Origin of the sequence: Polaribacter cellanae (assembly GCF_017569185.1) — a bacterium.
Taxonomy (GTDB): Bacteria; Bacteroidota; Bacteroidia; order Flavobacteriales; family Flavobacteriaceae; genus Polaribacter; species Polaribacter cellanae.
In genome coordinates, this window is record NZ_CP071869.1 from 1,004,062 (window position 1) to 1,022,720 (window position 18,659).

The following is an 18,659-nucleotide window of genomic DNA, read 5'->3' on the forward strand; positions in this document are numbered from 1 at the left end:
CGAAAAGCTCGTTAAAACGCCCAAAAAATATTAAAACAAATTTTGTTCTTTGAAGTATTTTAGCGGCACAAACAACATTCCAAAACATTCACTGTCTTCTTTTCCCATATTTTTATGGTGGACTTTATGTGCTTTTCTTAAGGCTTTTAAATATCTATTATTTGTATTTTTAAACCATTTAAAGCGTTGGTGAATTAAAACGTCATGCACTAAAAAATAGGCGATTCCGTAACATAAAATACCTAAACCAATAAAAAGCAAATATGTATGTGGTGTATAAGTTCCTAAAAAGAAAAGCACCATACTTGGTATCGCAAAAACGATGAAAAAAGCATCGTTTTTTTCGAAAACGTGTGGATAACCTGGTTCATGATGATCTTCGTGTAAAAACCAACCAAAACCATGCATAACGTATTTATGTGTAAGCCAAGTTACACCTTCCATAGTTATAAAAACTCCTAAAGTAATTAAAAAATATAGCATACTTTAAATCATATTTAATTTATATTTTACATAGCTTCTCGCTAGCAAATTTATTTTCATTGGATCAGAAATCCTAATTCTGGTGTCCATAATTTTCTCTGAAGGTACATTATTTAACTTTTTTAACAGTCTTCTGTAATATCTGTATGCCATATAAACGCCGAATTTTGCTTCTACAGGTAATTTTAAAATTCCGTTTTTAAAAGCATAATCGAAATCTGCCTCAATTTCGTCAATAATTAATTGTTTTGAGGCTTGGTCTAGTTTTCCTAAATCGATATTCGGAAAATAAGAACGATTTAAGAGTTCGAAATCGTCTTTTAAATCTCTTAAAAAGTTAACTTTTTGAAACGCAGATCCTAAACGCATTGCAGCATCTTTTAACTCGTTAAATTGGGCATTATCGCCATTTACAAATACTTTTAAACACATTAAACCAACAACATCTGCAGAACCGTAAATATATGCATCATATTCTTCTTTTGTTTGGTATTCTGTTTTATGTAAATCGGCTTTCATACTCGATAAAAAAGCCTGCACCATATGATCTGGAATATTGTATCTATTTACTGTTTGTTGAAAAGAATTTAAAATAGGATTTAAACTAATTCCTTGTTCTTGCGCCATATAATAGTCTTTCTCGAAATGTGCCATTAACTTTTCTTTATTGTAATCGTGAAAAGTGTCTACTATTTCATCTGCAAAACGAACAAAACCATAAATATTATAGATGTCGGTTCTAATTTTTGGCGACAACATATTTACAGCCAAAGAAAAAGAAGTGCTGTATTTTTTTGTAACAAGCCTGCTACAATCATTTGAAACCATATCAAATAATTCTTTCATAGTTAATGTTGTTTTTTTATAATTAATTCCGACGCAATTTTACCTGAAATTAACGCTGGTGGAACTCCTGGTCCTGGAACTGTTAATTGCCCTGTAAAATACAAATTATTTATTTTACTGCTTTTAATATTTGGCCTTAAAAATGCTGTTTGCAATAATGTATTTGCCATTCCATAGGCATTTCCTTTGTAAGAGTTATATTCTTGTTCGAAATCTTTCACACAAAAAGATCTCTTAAATATAACGTATTTTTTTACTTCTTGGTTTGTTAATTTCTCAAATCTATCTAAAATTTTATGAAAATAAGCTTCTCTTAACTCTTCTGTATCTTCGATTCCTGGTGCAATTGGTATTAAGAAAAACCCTGCTTCTTTACCTTCTGGTGCAGAAGTCTTATCTGTCATAGACGTAAAATTCGCATAAAAAAGCGGATCTGTTGGCCATTTAGGATTGTCGTAAATTTCTTTTGCGTGTGCATCGAAATCTGAATCAAAAAATAACGTGTGATGACTCACATTTTCTATTTTCTTATCAAAACCAACATAAAACAGCAAAGAAGAGGGTGCAAACGTTTTTTTGCTCCAGTAAGATTCCGAGTATTGTCTTAAACTCTCCTCTAATAAAGTTTCTGTGTGATGATAATCGGCGCCACTTAAAACTAAATTCGTTTCTATTTCTAGACCATTTACCAATAATCCAGTTACATTTTTATTTTTGTCTGTAATAATTTTTTCAACATTTGCATTTACTTCGAAATTTACGCCTAAAGAAGTTGCCAAGGAAACCATTCCTTCAATAACTTTGTACATACCTCCTCTTGGGTGCCAAGTTCCTAAACCGAAATCGGCATAATTCATAAAATTATAAAATGCTGGTGTATTATTGGGTTTTGCTCCTAAAAATAATACTGGAAACTCTAAAATTTTAATTAATTTAGAACTCTTTATATTTTTTCTAACTTGTTTTCTTATGGTTGAAAAAAATTGAGCTACTCTTGCTATTGTGGTTGTATTTACCAATTCTAAAGGCGAAACCCCTGGTTTATACACCAAATCTAAAATAGCGGTTTCGTAATTTGCTTTTGCAACATCTAAAAAAGCTTTTAAGTGTTTTGCACTTCCTTTTTCTTCTGCTTCGAACATTTTATAAATATCTTCTAAATTTTCTGATATTTTTAACGAGGAATTTTCTCCAAAATAAACCTCATAACCAGGATTTAGTTTATCCAACGTATAGTAATCTGATGGTTTTTTGCCAAAATCTGCAAAAAAAACGCTCAAAAACATCTGGCATCCAATACCAAGAAGGACCTAAATCGAATGTAAAGCCGTCTTTTTTATATTGTCTTGCCCTACCTCCTAAAGTACTGTTTTTCTCTAAAACAGTTACCTTATAACCTTCTTTTGCCATGTAACAAGATGCTGCCAAAGCAGAGAAACCAGAACCAATTATGTATATTTCTTTGTTCATATATTTTGTGTTTAACAAATATAGTAAATTATTAAACAATTTTAAATTTAGTAAATGAGATTTATAAGACTTTTAACACATCTTTTACGGAAGCGTAAAGAGATAAATTAAAATTATAGTTCTTTTTGTCGAGTTGAGAAGTTTTATGACCAATGGCAATAAATTGGTGGTTTTTATTGGCAAGAACATTTTCAATCTCTTTAAAATAGTCTTCCAATTTGTTATCGTAAGGTTGCACTGTTAAAGAAGTAATAAAACAAATTTCTCTATCGTTATCAAAAAAATGATGCAAATTATCTAAGGGCAAACTTTGCCCCAAATAAATGGTATGACTCCCTCTTAAAACCAACTCATAATTTAAATATAGCAAACCTAATTCGTGAATTTCGTTTTCAGGTAAAAATAACACATATGTATTCCTAGATTTAGGAATACTATACTGTAATTTCTCTGTATTTATATGAATCTTCTGAACAATTAAATTAGAAATAAAATGCTCGTGAGCTGGTAAAACAGTATCTGTTTGCCATAATAAACCAATATGATTTAGAAATGGTAAAAAAACATCCTTAAAAATTTCACGAAATGTTTTTTTATGCAATAATTGGTCGTAAGTATTATTAAACAAGGCTTTATCGAATTGCAACATCGATAATTTTAAAGAATTTACTGCTTCGTCTTCAATTGCTGAAGAAAAAGCCAATTCTCTAGCTTGTAGTTTTATTTCCTCGTCGTTCATTTTAGCAATTTTCGAAACTTTATAATTGTTTTTGTTCAACAAAACAACATTTAAAAGCTTTTGCAAATTGCTATGAGAGTAGTAACGAATATTCGTTTCCGTTCTTTGTGGCTCTAATAAATTATATCGTTTTTCCCATATACGTATAGTATGAGCCTTTATTCCTGAAATATTTTCGAGGTCTTTAATCGTAAAATCTTGCTTAATATTGTTCAATATAATTAAATTATGTTTGAACAAATGTAAAAAAAAATACTCCAACAAAATATTTTTTCAAGTAATTGTAACATTTTTTACTTTTGAGCTACTTATAAGTAACAATCAACCAAAAAAGCAAGTGCAGAAAGATTTAGAGAAAAATTTTTTAGCGGATTTTGAAAAGAATCAAAATATTGCGCATAAAATTTGTAGAATTTATACTACAAACCAAAGTGCACATAACGATTTGTTTCAAGAGATAACCATACAGGTTTGGAAAAATTACCCAAAATTTCGGGGAGACTCTAAATTTAGCACATGGATGTATAGAGTAGCTTTAAATACGGCAATTTCATTATATAGAAAGTCTACACGAACAGTAAAGACACAAGATTTTAGTGATGTTGCTTATAAAATAAAAGCTACAGATTACGACGATACTGAAGAAGTACAATTAAAAGCTCTTTATAAGGCGATTCATCAATTAAATGATATTGATAAGGCTCTTATTTTCTTATACCTAGAAGATAAACCTTACAAAGAAATCTCGGAAACATTAGGTATTTCTAGTGTGAATGCAAGAGTAAAAATGAACAGAGCAAAGGAAAAATTAAAAAACATTCTAAACCCATAGTTATGGATTTATTAGAAAATTATAAAAAGGCTTGGGTGAACCAACCAGAAGAAGTTAGTAAATTTTCTGCTGTGGAAATTTACAAATTAGCGCAATCAAAATCATCATCTATTGTAAAATGGATTTTTATTATTGGTATTTTAGAGTTTATTGTTTTAAATTCTTTATACTTTTTCGTGGATATGGATGATACTTATAAAGAGTATAAAAAAATAGGATTGGAAACTTTTATTTATGTTTCGCAAGTAATATTTTATGTAATAATATTTTATTTTTTGATAAAGTTTTATTTAAACTATCAAAAAATATCTACTTCCGACTCTACCAGAATTTTAATGAAAAAAATTCTAAAAACTAGAAAAACAGTTAATAACTATGTAGTTTTCAACTTAATTTACATTGCTATAATCTCAATTATTGTAATGGTTGCAGAAGTAAATTTAAATTTCGAAGATTTTAATATAAAGCAAATTCTATTGTTTTGTTTATTAACTTTATTATTAATAACAGTAATGTTGGTCGTTTTGTATTTATTTTACAGACTGCTTTATGGAATATTATTAAAAAAATTGAAAAGAAATTATAAAGAATTAGCTAAATTAGACAGCGAATACTAAAAAAATTGTTATGAAAAAGATTTTATCTGTTTTGTGTATTTGTTTATCGCTAACTTGTTTTTCACAAAAAACAGATTTCTGGAACCACGTACAATATGGAGGTGGATTTACAGTTGGTTTTGGAAATAACCAAACCACTGTTGGTATTTCGCCAAGTGCTATTTACAATTTTAACAATGGTTTTTCTTTAGGAACAGGTGTAAATTACTTGTATTCAAAAATTAACGATTTTACAACAAACGTGTATGGTGCAAGTATTATTTCTTTGTATCAAACAGATTTTGGCATACAATTTTCTAGCGATTTAGGCACTTTCATAAAACAACGCATCCCTTGTTTTTACGAGGGATTTGTTGTATTTTGTAGCTATAATAAACCCCGAAAATGGCCAATATAGGCAAAAAACGGGGTTTTAATTTCGATAATTATGAAAGTACGAAGAATTTCTGAAATGCAACACCGCATTTCAATTTTTTCCCCTCAGCGAGAATTATGATGCTCATTATGCGCGATTTTTAGAGGGAGATTTAGGTAAAATCTACTCTGCAATTCCTTGGAATGATTTAGTTAGCTCTTTTGGTATTTCTGAACAATCAAAAGGGAGAAACTATCTTTTTAGTCCTAAAGGAAGACTAGGTTTAATGTTTTTAAAACATTATGCTAATTGTTCAGATAGAAAATTGATTGAGCAACTAAACTCGAATTTAGACTATCAATTTTTCTGTGATATAGAACTAGGTTTTGAACGCTTAACAAACTATAAAATAGTGAGCCAAATACGTTGTGAATTAGCAGAGAAACTCGATATTAATTCCATAGAAAAAATTCTATTCAACTCTTGGAAAAACGAAATTGAAAACCCCAATCAAATTGTAATGGATGCTACTTGTTATGAAAGTGAAGTTCGTTACCCTAGCATCCAAAAATTACTTTGGGAGTCGGTTCATTGGTTGTACAATCAATTACGTAAAACCTGCTCTATATTAGGGGTTAAAATGATTAGAAGTAAATATATCAAGTGGAAAAAACGTTATCAAGGATTTAGTAAAATGCGAAGAAAAACCAAGTCGAAACGTATTTCATTAACCCGAGGTTTACTCAATCTGTTAAGTAAATTTATCAACTTTGAAAAAGAGTTGTCAGAAAATCACAATATTGAGTTTATAGCTTTGTATTATAAGCGAATAAATACAATTCAAAGGATTTACAAACAACAAAAAGATCATTTTGATACAGGAGAAAAAATCAAAGATAGAATTGTAAGCATTCAAAAGGATTATATTCGTCCTATTGTTCGAGGAAAGGAAGTAAAACCTGTTGAATTTGGAGCAAAAGTTAACAAAGTTCAAATTGATGGAATTAGCTTTATCGAACATATTAACTTTAATGCATTTCATGAAGGAAATCGTTTTATTCAAACAGTCCAAAAAGCACAAGGATTAACTCGAAAAAAAGTAAAAATAGCTGGAGCAGATAAAATTTATGCCACCAATAAAAATAGAAAACACTGTAGTTCTAAGAACATAGAAACAGACTTTATCCCCAAGGGAAAAAAGCCGAAAAATCATAAAGAAAAAAAGCAACTTAGAGCTATTATCGCAAAAGAAAGAGCTACAAGATTAGAAGGTTCTTTTGGAAAGGATAAAGAATATTATCACTTACGAAAAATAAAAGCCAAAACTAAAAAGAATGAAATTCTATGGATATTCTTTGGAATACACACAGGGAATGCTCTTGAAATTGGCCGAAGAAAAATAGCTAAAACAGCACAACAAGTAGTCTAAATTTGAAGCATTGAATATAGTTTTATGGGAGAGGTATGTCTTGTTGGGAAGTTTTTAAGAAACTGAACACTTAAAACAGCTTTAAAACAAAAATTGAGGGTAGAATTTAAATAATTCTGCCCGCAATTTTAGCTGCATTTTTAAAAATAACCTATTTTCTGAATGTGCCGATTTAGACTACTATTTTGCAAAACAAACAGATTTTAGCAGTAATAATTCAGTAAAAACGAATTTCCCAGCACTGCATTTAGGTGTTGCTTACAACCAAGGTAGATTTGCTGTTGGTGTAAGATATGATGTTTTATATGACAAAAATAAGAGCGTATTCGCTTCGCCATTTTCGCCAGTTGTCCGTTTTTATTTTTGATAATTTTTTAATTCTTTTAACAGAATTTCGTGCATTTCGTTCGTATAATCTAAGTGCGTAACTATTCTTATTCTTCCTTCTCCCATTGGTGTTAGTAAAATATTTTTATCTTTCATTGTATTGATAAAATTATCTGCTCCTATTTTTTCATCTACATAAAATATAACAATATTTGTTTCTATAGGTTCTATTTTTGTAACATAAGAAACCGATTCTAAAACGGCTCCTATTTCCTGTGCTTTTTTATGATCTTCTGCCAATCTTTCTACATGATTATCTAGTGCATAAATGGCTGCTGCTGCTAAAAAACCAACTTGTCTCATTCCTCCACCAAGCAATTTTCTTAACCTTAATGCTTGTTCTATATCGTTTTTAGATCCTAACAAAAGAGAACCAATTGGCGCTCCTAAACCTTTAGAGAAACAGATAGAAATTGTATCGAATAATTGTCCATATTGCTTTGGAGTTTCGTTTTTAGCAACGAATGCATTAAATAATCGAGCTCCATCTAAATGAAACTTTAAATTATTTTCTTTAGTTATTTTTTCTATTTTTTTTATTTCTGAAAAATCCCAACAAGCACCTCCGCCTTTATTGGTAGTATTTTCTATACAAACTAGTTTTGTAAATGGTAAATAAATTTGTGGAGTTTCTTTTGCAATATCCTCTAATTGAGCTGCTGTAAACATTCCTCTATTTCCATTAATTAAATTACAGGTAACTCCAGAATTAAATGCGACTCCACCACCTTCGTAATTGTAAACATGTGCGTATTTATCGCAAATTAGTTTATCTCCTGGTTGTGTATGTAATTTTATAGCTGCTTGATTTGCCATTGTTCCTGAAGGAAAAAATAAGGCATCTTCCATTCCAAACATGTTGGCTACTTTTTCTTGCAATTCATTTACTGTTGGATCCATTTTAAAAACATCATCACCAACTTTTGCATTCATCATTACCGCTAACATTTCTTTTGTTGGCTTGGTTACTGTATCTGAAATTAGGTCTATAATCATAATAATTCTTTTAACGTTTTTTCTTGTTTTGGAGATTCTAAAATAATCCAATTTTTATAAGAAAATAGATTTTCTTTCCAATCTACCATTCTTCTTTTTCTATTCCAATAAGTCTTAAAAATCCACAAAAATAAACTTTCTTTAGAAAATATTGTTGTTAAAGTTTCAAAGTTTTCTCCACAACATTTTTCTTTTAAAAACACCCTTCTATAGGTTCTTATAAAGTATCTTCTAATAATTAAATTTAACGAATAATCTAACCAAATAATGGTGGTTGCTTCTTGCCAAATTGTATCTTTTAAAAGCGATTGATAACTTCCTGTAACAATCCATTCACTATATTTATTCACTTCATTATTTACGTCTTGTACAAATACAGCATTATCTTTTTCTACCCAATTTGGCAAAAAATGCAAATCGTCTAAATCTATTTGTGTAATTGATAATTTTTTGGCTAATTTTCTACCTAAAGTTGTTTTTCCTGTACAAGTTGTTCCTGTAATTATTATTTTTCTTTTCATCAAAAAATTTAAAAAATATTAGACAATTATTTCACAAATTTACGTAGAGTTTACATAGAAATTCGCAGAGTTTTCTGTTATTTTATTGAAAATTTCTATGTTTTCTTAGCAAATCTTTATGTTACAATTTTTAACTTACAAAAAAACTAAACTTTCTCCTTGGGAGAAATGTCTTAAAGACAATGGGATTTCAATTCCCAATTGGCGAACCATCAGGAATTTTTGGCGCATCATTTTTCTTGAATGAAGATGGATTTTTCTGAAAATCTTCAATCATTTTAATCATTGCTTTATTGTACATATTTTGTATTCCTGTTGAATTGCTACTTTTTAATATCGATTTAATTTCACCTATTTTAAAATGTACAATTGCATTTACTTGTGCATATTGGTTTTTATTTGCGCCCAAAGCAAACAATTGTTCTAAAACATTGGTATTTACAACGTTTTGTAATTCTTGGTAATAAACATCTTTATATTTTTTTTTGATGGTTTTGTTTATCAACTCATCAATCAATTCATTTAAACCTAACTGATTTTTATTCAAGCTTTTGTGAGCAATTAATCTCGATGCTCTTTGAGGATTCAATAATAAATTCAAGGTCATTTCAGAAGCTGTTTCTACTGCAGAAAAAGCATCAAAAGCAACACCTAATTTGCTATTAAAAGATTCTCTACTTCTTCCATAACCCATTGCTCTTGGTGGAAAAAGCTCTAATTTTTCTTTCGGAATTGCAATTTCATCAACATTTATGGTTTGTAAAACGGCTTGTAAAGCAATTCTTTCTGTAGTTCCAGAAACTCGTTTTACAACGGTTTGATTATCACCTTTTACAGCATAACTATATTCTAAACCTCCAATGAGTTTTACAGTTGCTTCTGTTTGAAAACGATGGAAAAAATAAAGTGGCACAAACACATCTTCCAACACAGAATAAGGTTCATTTGTTTTAATATTATCTGTAGAAAACTTTTCAATTGCCGTTTTTCTAATTTTTAGAATATTGTACAATTCATCATAAATATTGCCTCCATTATCCCACAAATGCGCAGAAGCACTTGCACTTCCTTGGCTTCTTGCATCTTGGTCTGACAAATATTTTAATCCGTTTTTTGTAGCTTTTTCTAAAATTTTTCGAAGTTCCATTTCTTCATTTGCAGTATCAGGAAAATCTTGGTACGAATACGCAACTGTTACTTTATCCCAAGCTCCAATTTTAGTATCATAGGCATCAGAAAAATCGATTTTACCATTTTTTAAACTAAATTTTGGATGTGGATAATCCATCACAGAAGCTCTGCCATTTGTACTTGCAGAAAAATTGTGTGCGAAACCTAAAGTATGGCCAATTTCGTGTGCAGATAATTGTCTAATTCTTGCAATTGCCATTTGTAACGCAAAATCATCTTCCACAGTATTATTTTTATATGGAGCTTGCAACGCTTGTGCAATTAAAAAATCTTGACGAATTCGTAAACTCCCTAAACTTACATGACCTTTAATAATTTCGCCAGTTCTTGGGTCAGAAATACTACTTCCATAACTCCAACCTCTTGTAGATCTATGTACCCATTGCACCATATTATAACGAACATCTAATGGGTCTGCTCCTTCTGGTAACATTTTAATTTGAAAAGCATCTTTATAACCAATTGCCTCGAAAGCTTGGTTCCACCAGCTTCCTCCATCTAATAATGCAGAACGAACTGGTTCTGGAGTTCCTCGATCTAAATAATAAATAATAGGTTCTTTTGCTTTAGAAATTGTTGCATTTGGGTTCTTTTTTTCCAAACGATGTCTGTAAATAAATCGTTTTTTAATGGATTGATTTACGGGCGTTGCATAATCTAAATAAGACATTGGGAAACTTCCAGAACGTGGATCGTAAACTCTTGGTTTGTACTTATTATCTGGCAACTCCACAAAAGAATGATGTTGATGTACAGTTACCAAACTCGCATCTGGAGTTACACTTCTAATATTGTATCCTTTTGGAGAACCTTTAAAGGTTAGCATTACATCGAACTCAATATTCTTTGGAAATGCTTTTGTTCTCTCTAAATTAAATGCCGATTTACTTTTATCTAAACTGTAATTTCCTTGGTTATTTTTTGCCAAAGTTTGGGCTACTCCATGTGCATCTCTCATAAAAAAAGTGGTGGCATCTACTAAATACGTTCCCTTTTTTTCTTTTTTGATTACAAAACCGTGTAAAACCGATTTTGCAAATGCTTCTTTTACGGATTGTTTTTCCTCTTTATTATCAGTAATTGCTCGGAAATCTAAATTTGGCTGTATTAGCATTAACTTATTCCCAGCTTTTTTAAAATGAACGACTACTCCACTTCCTAATTGCCCACGATCTAAACCAATATCGTTCGAACCAACTCCTTCCGAAAGTGAGCGTACATATAAGAAATCGCTATTTAATTTATTTACTTGTAAAAATATTTTATCTTCATTTTCATCGTAATAAAAAGTAAAATATCCATCGAATTTTGTAATTCCTTTTTGGAGTTTATCTCCAGACTTCTCTATAAAAAACTGAGAAAAACCATTCAAAGAAATAGTAATGAATAAGAAAACGAGTAGTATTTTTTTCATCTTGAATATATTTTCTATAAATCTATAAAATAAGAATCGACTTTTAAAAGAAGAGTTCTTAAAATTTCATTTATTTTTGTTCAAATTCTAAAAAACACCACGAATTCACGAATTAAAATCAAAATGTTTTTTTTAGTGTGATTTTTAAATAATTTTCACGGTTAAAAATTCGTGAATTCGTAGCTTTTAAGTCGTATGATTACACAAGACCAACTCAAAAATATTTCTGAAAGAATTGAAAAGCTAAAATCTTATTTAGAGATTGATAAAAAGCTGATTGAAATTACTAACGAAGAAGAAAAAACAGCAAATCCTGATTTTTGGAACGACCCCAAAAAAGCAGAAATTATAATGAAAGAACTTCGTTTTAAAAAACAATGGGTGGCAGATTACAAGAAAGCTATCACTTTAAATGAAGATTTACAGGTTTTATATGACTTTTATAAAGAAGGAGAAGTTGAAGAAACTGAAATTGAAGAACAGTTTAAAAAAACAAGTACTTTTTTAGAAGATATTGAGTTTAAAAACATGCTTTCGGAAGAAGGGGATTCCTTATCTGCCACCATACAAATTACTGCTGGTGCTGGCGGAACAGAAAGTTGCGATTGGGTAGAAATGCTCTCGAGAATGTACACAATGTGGGCAGAAAAGCAAGGTTTTAAGTTAAAAACACTCAATTATCAAGCAGGAGATGTTGTTGGTATTAAAACAATTACTATAGAAATCGATGGCGATTATGCTTTTGGCTGGTTAAAAGGAGAAAATGGTGTGCACAGATTGGTGCGCATTTCTCCTTTCGATTCGAATGCAAAAAGACACACTACTTTTGGTTCGGTGTATGTTTTTCCTGTGGCTGATGATTCTATTGAAATTGAAATAAACCCTACAGATATCGAGATTGTTACAGCAAGATCGAGTGGTGCTGGAGGACAAAATGTAAACAAAGTAGAAACCAAAGTTCAGCTAACGCATAAACCCACAGGAATTCAAATTTCTTGTTCCAATTCTCGCTCTCAGCATGACAATAGAGCGACTGCATTAAAAATGCTAAAATCTCAATTATACGAAATTGAGTTGCAAAAACAACAAGCAGCAAGAGACGAAATTGAGTCTGGAAAATTGAAAAACGAATGGGGAAGCCAGATTCGTAATTATGTAATGCATCCTTATAAATTGGTAAAAGACGTAAGAACTGGGCATGAAACTGGGAATGTAGATAATGTAATGAATGGAGATATCAACCCATTTTTAAAATCTTATTTAATGTTGAATGGACAGAAGGATTCTTAATAAAAAGCAATATATTTTTACAGGAATTTTCATTATAACTTTGGTGATTCCCAGTATTTTACTGGTTTTAATTGGTCTGGAACAGGAAGTTCTTTTGCCTTATATAGTTCTTTGGCAAATTCTTACAAAAGTATTTCCACTTCTTTAGATGCTGCAAATTTCGATGAAAAACTAATTCCAGTTTTAGAGAAAGTTCTAAAAGATTCTCACCAAAAAAAGTTTATTATATTGCATACACTTGGAAGCCATTTTAGGTATAATTATCGCTATCCAGATAATTTTAAAGTTTTTAAACCAACACTAAAAAAAGGATTGTCTACAGAAACAACAAACAGTATTTCTAATAAAAAAGAAATTATAAATAGTTACGACAATTCAATTTTATATACAGATTTTGTTCTGAGCAAAATTATTCATAAATTGAAGAAAAAAAACGTAGTTTCTTATATGTATTACATTTCCGACCATGGAGAAAACTTATTTGATACAGAGGACGGTAAAATTCTTCACGGTTTTGAAACTCCAAGTAAATTCGAAATAAAAATTCCATTATTTATCTGGACATCGAAAAAATACAATCATAAATATTCAGAAAAAATAGAGAATTTAAACAAAAATATCAATCAAAAAATATCCTCTGCAAATACGTTTCAGACAATTTTAGATCTGTCTCATATCTCATATCCAAATTTCGAAAAACAACAGAGTTTTGCCAATAAAAAATTTGATACTTTACAAAAAAGAACCTTTTACACCGTAAATAAAACAGTTTTAAAATTAGATTAAAATGATAAAAATATACCACAATCCACGTTGTTCTAAATCGAGACAAGGTTTAGAAATTTTAGAAAAATCAGGAAATTTATTTGAAATTATAAAATATTTAGATGTTGTTCCTTCCGAAGAAGAATTAACGGAAATTATAGAATTATTAGACATCTCTCCTATTGAATTGGTTCGTAAAAACGAGAAAATTTGGAAAGAGAATTATAAAGGCAAAGAATTATCTAATCCCGAAATTATAAAAGCCATGGTCGAAAACCCAAAACTAATTGAAAGACCTATTGTAATAAACGATAATAAAGCGGTTGTTGGGAGACCTCCAGAGAATATTTTATCGATAATTTAAAACTATTTTGTTTAAATTTTATTTAGAAAAACAACGTTTAATTTAAAAACGCATTTAGTTAATTTTCTTTAACTTTTTTTTAACAAAGACAAATTAAACTTAGTTGGAGTTTTACTGTCCTAAATAAAAAAAACAACAAATTTTGACTAAAAAAAATACTATTTTTCTATGTTGCCTTTTCTTAGCAACATTTTTATTTGCACAGAAAGGTTCAACATCAAAAAACATTAAAATTACAGGTAAAATTGTAGATGCAGCCACCAACCAAGGTTTAGAGTACGCAACTGTAATTTTAAAAGATACCAAAACCCAAAAAGTTTCAGGTGGTATTACAGATTTGAAAGGTTTTTTTAGTATTCAAGCACCAAAATCTACGTATGAAATTAATGTTGAGTTTATTTCTTTTAAAACCATAAAGTTTCCTGCACAAAAAATTTCAACAAATAAAGACTTAGGAATTATAAAATTGAAGGAAGATACTTCTAGTTTAGACGAAATTGTGGTAATTGCAGAAAAATCGACTGTAGATATTCGTTTAGATAAAAAGATTTACAATGTTGGTAAAGATATGACTGTAAAAGGTGGAACAGCTTCCGACGTTTTAGATAATGTACCCTCTGTAGATGTAGATCCTGAAGGAACTGTAAGTTTGCGTGGAAGTTCGAATGTACGTATTTTAATTGATGGAAAACCATCTGCATTAGTAGGCTTAAATGGTGCAGAAGCACTAAGACAATTGCCTTCAGATGCCATAGAACGTGTAGAAGTAATTACTTCGCCATCTGCAAGATACGATGCAGAAGGAACCGCAGGAATTTTAAATATTATTCTTAGAAAAGGAAGAGCAACAGGCTTTAATGGTTCTGTAAACGTAAATGTTGGTGACCCAAGATCTTACCAAAGTTCGGTAAATTTAAATCTTAGAACAGAGAAAATTAATTTATTCTCTAATTTTGGATATAGAGATAGACGTGGTCCAGGAAGATATAATTCGGATATTTCTTATTTATCTAATGGCATTTTAGATAGTACTAGAATCGAAGACAGAAATTTTGATAGAGCCAGCAAAGGATTTAACGGAAATGTTGGTTTGGAGTATTTTATCAACAAAAAAAGCGCTTTAACAGGTACCATTTTTGTGAGAGATTCAGATGGACAGAATTTATCGACCACAGAAATTAGTTCGTTCAATCCATCAGGAAATAGTTTATATAATTCAACACGTATTCAAGATGAAGGCGAAAAAGACCAAAACCTACAATTTTCTTTAAATTACGTAAATAATTTCGATGATAAAGGACATAAGTTAAGTTTAGATTATCAATACAGTGTTGGAAAAGAAAACGAATCTGCGATTATTACAGATAGTAACCCAGAGACAAATTTTACTGATGAAATTACAATTGACAAACTTTTTCAAGCAGATTATGTATTGCCAATTGGAAAAAACTCTCAGTTTGAAGCAGGTTATAGAGGGAATTTCGAAGTGCTAACATCAAATTATCTTGTAAATTTATCTAGTCTAGATGAATTTAATCCTTCTAATAATTTAGAATTTACACAAAATGTAAATGCATTTTATACACAATATGGAAGTAAAATAAACAAATTCTCTTATTTATTAGGACTTCGTGCAGAACTTACAAAAATTGATGTAAACCTTTTAACCTCACAAGAAAAGTTTACAAAAAACTATACAAATTTTTTTCCTACCATAAATTTAGGATATGAAATAACAGAAGACCAAAGCTTTACTTTAGGTTACAGTAGACGTTTAAGAAGACCACGTTCTCGTTCATTAAATCCATTTGAAAATAGAGCAAGTAGAACCATAATTTACAAAGGAAATGTAGATTTAGACCCAACCTACACCAATTCTTTCGATTTAGGTTACTTAAATAGATGGGGTAAATTAACTTTAAATTCCTCTATTTACTACCAACATTCTACCAACGATATTGTAAGAGTTAACAGACAAGAAGTTAGAATTATAGATGGAAAAGAAACCAATGTTTTGGTAAGACAGCCAATTAATTTAGCTTCTGAAGACAGAATGGGATTCGAATTTAACGCCAATTACAATCCATCAAGAAAACTACGTTTTTCAGGAAGTTTTAACTTTTTTCAATTTAAAACAGATGGAGATTATTCGTACGATGTAACCAATCCAACAACTGGAATTACGTCAACAATCAACCAAAATTTCGATGCCCAAAATACTTCTTGGTTTACAAGATTCGATGCCAGAGTTACTTTACCAGCAGATATCGAATGGCAAACAAGATTATTTTACAGAGGACCAAGAAGTGATGCTCAAAGCGATACAAAGGGAATTTTATCTACAAATTTAGCATTTAGCAAAGATATTTTAAAAGACAAAGGAACCTTGGTTTTAAACGTGAGCGATGTTTTCAATTCAAGAAAATATGTTACAAATACATTTTCGCCAAGTAGAGAAAATCCTACGAATATTACCAACCAAAGTTTCCAATGGAGAGTTCGTCAAATTTCGCTGAACTTTACCTACAGATTCAATCAAAATAAAAATCAAAAAAATAGAAATTCTCAAGAAAGAGATGATGATGGTGGAGGAGTATTTTAGAACTTTTTAGTTTAAATAAAACCTTATTTCTAAGAAGATTTACATTTTTATTAGAAGATGAGACTCCTTTCACCTTACTCAAGATAAATTTTTCGCACCATTTTAATCTTTTATAAAATTCTAAGCACAAAAAAAGCTCCTTATTTCTAAGAAGCTTTGTGTTTTGGGTGGAAGACGGGACTCGAACCCGCGACACTCGGTACCACAAACCGATACTCTAACCAACTGAGCTACAACCACCATATAATTGCGGGTGCAAATATAAATATTTTTTCTATTCTAAAACAATAAAAAATAATGTTTTTTTCTATCAAAAACATTATTTCTTGATTCACGTTTTTGAGGAAAAGAAAGTCTATCTAAAACTTCGATAAACTATCGAAAATTATATTATTACTAAATTAATTTATCTAAATTTTCTACAGCTACATAACGTTCTGTGGTAAAACCTTCTGCAAACTCTACTCCTATTAATCTTCCTAAATCTCTTGCTCGATAATTTATACTATCTATAAAATTTTTGCTAGTAATTGGCGTTTCTGGTTCGTTACTATTTGCATCGTAAAATTGCGTTTTATATGCCAAAACTGAAGCCGTTTTTTTATCTATAAACCCTGTTATATCAATTACAAAATCTGGTTCTATGTTTTTCCATTGTATAAAGTGATATACTTGTTTAGGTCGCCATTTTTCTTGTTGCTTCCCTTCTACTTCCGTTTCAATTTTCATTAAACCACTTAAAAAACAAGCATCAGAAACCAACTTACTTCCTTTTGGGTGATCTATATGCCTGTCGTCAACTGCGTTACACAAGACGATTTCTGGTTGGTATTTGCGAATCATTTTTATAACTTCTAATTGATGTTTTTTATCGTTTGTAAAAAAAGCATCTGCAAAAGCTAAATTCTCACGTACAGAAACTCCTAATATTTTTGCTGAATTTTTTGCTTCTACATCACGAATTTCAGCAGAACCACGTGTTCCTAATTCTCCTCGTGTTAAATCTACAATGCCTACTTTTTTTCCTAAGGAAATTTCTTTGGCAATTGTTGCTCCACAACCTAATTCTACATCATCTGGATGTGCACCAAAAGCTAATATATCTAATTTCATAATTACTCTATTTTGTCAGGTCGAGCGCAGTCGAGACCTCTTATTAATCTCTCGACTGCACTCGAGGAGACAATCGTTATTTAAACTAAACTGTTAATAGCCTGTTCAATATCTGCAAATAAATCTTCTACCTCTTCAATTCCTACTGAAAAACGAATTAAGCCATTTCTAATTCCTCTTTCTAAACGTTCTTCTTCACTTAATAAAGCGTGTGTGGTTTGTGCTGGACTCACAGTTGTACTTTCCAAACCTGCCAAACTCATAGACGGTTTTATGAGCTGTAAATTACGCTGAAATTCCATGGCATCAATATTTTCTTTTAATTCAAAAGATAACATAGCTCCAAAACCTTTCATTTGTTTTTTTGCTAATTCATATTGTGGATGACTTTTTAATCCTGGATAATAAACTTGGTCTATATTTGGGTTTCCTTCTAAATATTCAGCCATTTTTTGTGCGTTTTTGGTTTGTTCTTTTACACGAAGATTTAGTGTTTTTAAACTTCTTTCTAACAGCCAAACTGTTTGGTCACTTAAATTTCCACCAAAATTAATGGCAGTTTTCCAAATAGTTTCTATATGTTTTTTGGAAGCTGCAATTGCACCTGCAGAAATATCTGAATGTCCTCCCATATATTTTGTGGCAGAATGTAATATAATATCAATCCCAAAATCTATAGGATTCTGATTTATAGGAGAAGCAAACGTGTTATCAATCATTGTCAAACAATTATTTGTTTTTGCCAACTTAGCAATAGCCTCTAAATCTGTAATTCCTAAAAGCGGATTCGAAGGTGTTTCAATATATAAAATCTTTGTATTTTCTTTAATGAGCAATTCAAAATCTTCTACTTTATCAGATTCTGTAAACGAATATTCAATTCCGTATTTATCGAACTCAGAAACAATTAAATTAAAAGTGCCACCATAAATTACTTGCTGAATAATTACATGATCGCCCGTTTTTAAAAAAGCAAACATAGCTGCAGAAATTGCTGCCATTCCAGAACTAAAAATCAAACCATCTTCTGTTTTTTCTAAAGCTGCTATCTTTTTACACAACATTTCTTGATTTGGTGTGTTAAAATAACGTGGATATCGTTTTACATCCACACCATCAAAAGCATAGGAAGTTGCCATATAAATTGGAGAAACTGCTCCTTTATGTTCGCTATCTTTTACTTCGCCAACGTGAACGCACGTTGTGTTTATTCCTAATTTTTTATCATCTCTCATTTAAAAAAGT

The 18,659-nt window shown here is 30.3% G+C and carries 16 protein-coding genes, 1 tRNA gene and 1 pseudogene; 8 read left to right on the top strand and 10 right to left on the bottom strand.

Annotated features, from left to right (window positions below; all coding sequences use genetic code 11):
• Positions 1-30: 30 nt before the first annotated feature.
• From J3359_RS04655 to J3359_RS04670, 4 genes and pseudogenes are all read right to left on the bottom strand, one after another.
• Entirely contained in the window at positions 31-483 is a 453-nt protein-coding gene (locus tag J3359_RS04655; protein ID WP_208079585.1) for a sterol desaturase family protein, read from the bottom strand.
• 3 nt (positions 484-486) lie between these two features.
• Complete coding sequence (locus J3359_RS04660) at positions 487-1,329, bottom strand: phytoene/squalene synthase family protein (protein WP_208079586.1); 843 nt, start codon at positions 1,327-1,329, stop codon at positions 487-489.
• Positions 1,330-1,331: 2 nt separating this feature from the next.
• Positions 1,332-2,799 (bottom strand): annotated as a pseudogene (gene crtID, locus J3359_RS04665) (bifunctional phytoene desaturase/3,4-desaturase).
• Positions 2,800-2,860: 61 nt separating this feature from the next.
• A complete protein-coding gene (locus J3359_RS04670) occupies positions 2,861-3,754 on the bottom strand; it encodes a MerR family transcriptional regulator (RefSeq protein WP_208079587.1) in 894 nt (297 codons plus the stop codon).
• A gap of 121 nt (positions 3,755-3,875) precedes the next feature.
• On the opposite strand from J3359_RS04670, the gene J3359_RS04675 reads away from it, so the two are divergent.
• The 4 genes from J3359_RS04675 to J3359_RS04690 all read left to right on the top strand — a co-directional run bounded on the left by J3359_RS04675 (position 3,876) and on the right by J3359_RS04690 (position 6,771).
• Positions 3,876-4,370, top strand: a complete 495-nt coding sequence (locus J3359_RS04675) for an RNA polymerase sigma factor (RefSeq protein WP_208080410.1) — start codon at positions 3,876-3,878, stop codon at positions 4,368-4,370.
• 2 nt (positions 4,371-4,372) lie between these two features.
• Positions 4,373-4,987, top strand: coding sequence for a DUF8845 family protein (locus J3359_RS04680; RefSeq protein ID WP_208079588.1), 615 nt, complete (start codon positions 4,373-4,375; stop codon positions 4,985-4,987).
• Between the two features lie 10 nt (positions 4,988-4,997).
• The gene (locus tag J3359_RS04685) at positions 4,998-5,384 is read left to right on the top strand and encodes a hypothetical protein (RefSeq protein WP_208079589.1); all 387 of its coding nucleotides are present in this window, start codon (positions 4,998-5,000) and stop codon (positions 5,382-5,384) included.
• Between the two features lie 139 nt (positions 5,385-5,523).
• A complete protein-coding gene (locus J3359_RS04690; RefSeq protein WP_496559661.1) occupies positions 5,524-6,771 on the top strand; it encodes a transposase in 1,248 nt (415 codons plus the stop codon).
• A 357-nt stretch (positions 6,772-7,128) separates the two neighbouring features.
• Here J3359_RS04690 and J3359_RS04695 read toward each other — a convergent pair whose 3' ends face one another.
• The 3 genes from J3359_RS04695 to J3359_RS04705 form a co-directional block, all read right to left on the bottom strand.
• Positions 7,129-8,154 carry a threonine aldolase family protein gene (locus tag J3359_RS04695; protein WP_208079590.1) on the bottom strand — a complete coding sequence of 342 codons (1,026 nt, stop codon included), beginning with the start codon at positions 8,152-8,154 and terminating at the stop codon, positions 7,129-7,131.
• Positions 8,151-8,675, bottom strand: coding sequence for an AAA family ATPase (locus tag J3359_RS04700; RefSeq protein WP_208079591.1), 525 nt, complete (start codon positions 8,673-8,675; stop codon positions 8,151-8,153). Before J3359_RS04700 ends, J3359_RS04695 begins: the two co-directional genes overlap by 4 nt.
• A gap of 190 nt (positions 8,676-8,865) precedes the next feature.
• Positions 8,866-11,280: a zinc-dependent metalloprotease gene (locus J3359_RS04705; RefSeq protein WP_208079592.1), complete on the bottom strand. Its 2,415-nt coding sequence runs from the start codon at positions 11,278-11,280 to the stop codon at positions 8,866-8,868.
• Between the two features lie 195 nt (positions 11,281-11,475).
• On the opposite strand from J3359_RS04705, the gene prfB reads away from it, so the two are divergent.
• The 4 genes from prfB (at position 11,476) to J3359_RS04725 (ending at position 16,301) form a co-directional block, all read left to right on the top strand.
• Positions 11,476-12,570 (top strand): peptide chain release factor 2, encoded by a 1,095-nt coding sequence (gene prfB, locus J3359_RS04710; protein ID WP_208079593.1) that lies wholly within the window; start codon positions 11,476-11,478, stop codon positions 12,568-12,570.
• A gap of 9 nt (positions 12,571-12,579) precedes the next feature.
• Positions 12,580-13,356 carry a phosphoethanolamine transferase gene (locus tag J3359_RS04715; protein ID WP_367890394.1) on the top strand — a complete coding sequence of 259 codons (777 nt, stop codon included), beginning with the start codon at positions 12,580-12,582 and terminating at the stop codon, positions 13,354-13,356.
• Between the two features lies 1 nt (position 13,357).
• Positions 13,358-13,699 (top strand): arsenate reductase (glutaredoxin), encoded by a 342-nt coding sequence (gene arsC / locus J3359_RS04720; protein ID WP_208079595.1) that lies wholly within the window; start codon positions 13,358-13,360, stop codon positions 13,697-13,699.
• A 142-nt stretch (positions 13,700-13,841) separates the two neighbouring features.
• A complete protein-coding gene (locus J3359_RS04725) occupies positions 13,842-16,301 on the top strand; it encodes a TonB-dependent receptor (RefSeq protein ID WP_208079596.1) in 2,460 nt (819 codons plus the stop codon).
• Between the two features lie 165 nt (positions 16,302-16,466).
• On the opposite strand, the gene J3359_RS04730 is transcribed toward J3359_RS04725, so the two are convergent.
• The 3 genes from J3359_RS04730 to J3359_RS04740 all read right to left on the bottom strand — a co-directional run bounded on the left by J3359_RS04730 (position 16,467) and on the right by J3359_RS04740 (position 18,649).
• Positions 16,467-16,542: transfer RNA gene (locus tag J3359_RS04730), tRNA-His, on the bottom strand.
• Between the two features lie 155 nt (positions 16,543-16,697).
• Positions 16,698-17,414, bottom strand: a complete 717-nt coding sequence (gene bshB1 / locus J3359_RS04735; protein WP_208079597.1) for a bacillithiol biosynthesis deacetylase BshB1 — start codon at positions 17,412-17,414, stop codon at positions 16,698-16,700.
• 80 nt (positions 17,415-17,494) lie between these two features.
• Positions 17,495-18,649: a trans-sulfuration enzyme family protein gene (locus tag J3359_RS04740; protein ID WP_208079598.1), complete on the bottom strand. Its 1,155-nt coding sequence runs from the start codon at positions 18,647-18,649 to the stop codon at positions 17,495-17,497.
• Positions 18,650-18,659 lie beyond the last annotated feature (10 nt).

Bases quoted from the DNA above. Each gene is read 5' to 3' on its own strand.
- J3359_RS04655 (WP_208079585.1), bottom strand. From the start codon at position 483: ATGCTATATTTTTTAATTACTTTAGGAGTTTTTATAACTATGGAAGGT.
- J3359_RS04660 (WP_208079586.1), bottom strand. From the start codon at position 1,329: ATGAAAGAATTATTTGATATGGTTTCAAATGATTGTAGCAGGCTTGTT.
- J3359_RS04680 (WP_208079588.1), top strand. From the start codon at position 4,373: ATGGATTTATTAGAAAATTATAAAAAGGCTTGGGTGAACCAACCAGAA.
- J3359_RS04685 (WP_208079589.1), top strand. From the start codon at position 4,998: ATGAAAAAGATTTTATCTGTTTTGTGTATTTGTTTATCGCTAACTTGT.
- J3359_RS04695 (WP_208079590.1), bottom strand. From the start codon at position 8,154: ATGATTATAGACCTAATTTCAGATACAGTAACCAAGCCAACAAAAGAA.
- J3359_RS04700 (WP_208079591.1), bottom strand. From the start codon at position 8,675: ATGAAAAGAAAAATAATAATTACAGGAACAACTTGTACAGGAAAAACA.
- J3359_RS04705 (WP_208079592.1), bottom strand. From the start codon at position 11,280: ATGAAAAAAATACTACTCGTTTTCTTATTCATTACTATTTCTTTGAAT.
- prfB (WP_208079593.1), top strand. From the start codon at position 11,476: ATGATTACACAAGACCAACTCAAAAATATTTCTGAAAGAATTGAAAAG.
- arsC (WP_208079595.1), top strand. From the start codon at position 13,358: ATGATAAAAATATACCACAATCCACGTTGTTCTAAATCGAGACAAGGT.
- bshB1 (WP_208079597.1), bottom strand. From the start codon at position 17,414: ATGAAATTAGATATATTAGCTTTTGGTGCACATCCAGATGATGTAGAA.
- J3359_RS04740 (WP_208079598.1), bottom strand. From the start codon at position 18,649: ATGAGAGATGATAAAAAATTAGGAATAAACACAACGTGCGTTCACGTT.